The organism is Halomonas sp. AOP7-B1-5 (assembly GCF_052353045.1).
Classification (GTDB): domain Bacteria; phylum Pseudomonadota; class Gammaproteobacteria; order Pseudomonadales; family Halomonadaceae; genus Vreelandella; species Vreelandella colorata.
This window is the reverse complement of record NZ_JBQTDC010000104.1, coordinates 1-1,352: the sequence shown is the minus strand read 5'-3', so window position 1 is coordinate 1,352 and position 1,352 is coordinate 1. Positions and strand designations below refer to the sequence as shown.

Annotated in this window: 1 protein-coding gene; it reads right to left on the bottom strand. The window is 54.4% G+C overall.

Annotated features, from left to right (window positions below):
* The coding region (locus tag ACT3XD_RS19545) for a transposase (RefSeq protein WP_444280698.1) at positions 1 to 1,273 on the bottom strand (1,273 nt) is incomplete at its 3' end.
* Positions 1,274 to 1,352 lie beyond the last annotated feature (79 nt).

Here is a 1,352-nt window from a genome sequence, read left to right as displayed (position 1 = left end):
TCTGCATGCATCGGACTTTCTTGGGGCAGTGCCGACATTGCAACAAACGCCCTTCAAAGTGTACCCGGATCTTGCCAGTGTCCGTTTCTCGTTGCCCGCGATAGGACAGCTTTTCGCCGGTTGGGCAGATACACGTTAGCGCTACTGGATCAAACTGAAACGCGCTGGCGGGCGTCGTCTCTCGCCAGCCTTTGTCCGGCAGGTTCTGGTGGCGCTTGCCGTATTTGTCTTTCTGGTCGGCGAACTTCGGATCTCGGCTGCGGAACTGGTTATCGGGGATGTAGCCGTTGATCTGCTGTTCGTGCAGATACTTCATATTGGCTTCGTTGGCAAAGCCTGTATCCGCGGTGACGACGGTGCCTTTCTGGTAGATGTTGTCCGCAATCCCGAGCTTCTTAAAACGGGCTGCGACCGTTTCCAGTACGGGCTGCAAGGTGTGATGTTCCTGGCCTTCGCCAAAGGCCTGAGCGTCAATGACGATCTGGTGCTTTTTATCCACCGTGGCGACGCCGTTATAGCCCTGAATCGTGCCCTTGCTGGTGGTCATTTTGGCACTTTCGTTATCGGTCAGATTGCTCTTCACTTCCTTGATTCGCTTCCCCCGGCCCATCCTTGGGCTGCTCGTCTTTAGGAAACGATCCACTTTGTTCATGGCGGCATCTAGCGAGAGAATCGTCCTGGCCCGTCGGATATCCCGGTCCAGATCGGCTTCCGTCTCGGCCTCATCGCGCGCGTAGTGCTCCAGTAGGTGATGCCGAATCAGGCCTCTCAGTTTCTCACGCTTCTCGCCCAACTCTTTGAATGTGCCAGACCACTCTTTGGAAGCGTCGGAGGACATCTTGCAGCCATCAATGGCAAAGAGTTCGTTACCCAACAAGCCTTGTTCGTGGCACACCAGCAGCACTTGTTCGAACAGCGCTTCAATCTCATCAGCATGGCGGCTGACGAAGCTGGCCAATGTGGTGAAGTGGGGAACGGTATCGTAGGAAAGGGCTTTGAAAATGATGTTGGTCTCGCACCACCATTGCATTTCACGACTGGAGGTGATGCCTTTTGAGTAAGCAAACAGGATAATTTTGAGCAGGATAGCCGGATCATAGGCCAGCCGACCGGTCGCATCGTTGCGGTACTTGGGATGGAAAACGGATAGGTCGAGCTTGTGCTCGATCAGGTAGTGCACGGCGTGTTCAAAAGTACCTGGCTGGAGCTGATCCTGGTAGTTGATCACCACCATGGCGTTCTGATCGTAGTTATAAGCCTTGAAGCGCGGCATGCTGACCACTCCTCGTCTGTTTCCTCGATCCTACCAAAACCTGGCCATCAGCGGGGTTTTTCTACAGCCTCAACGCCAA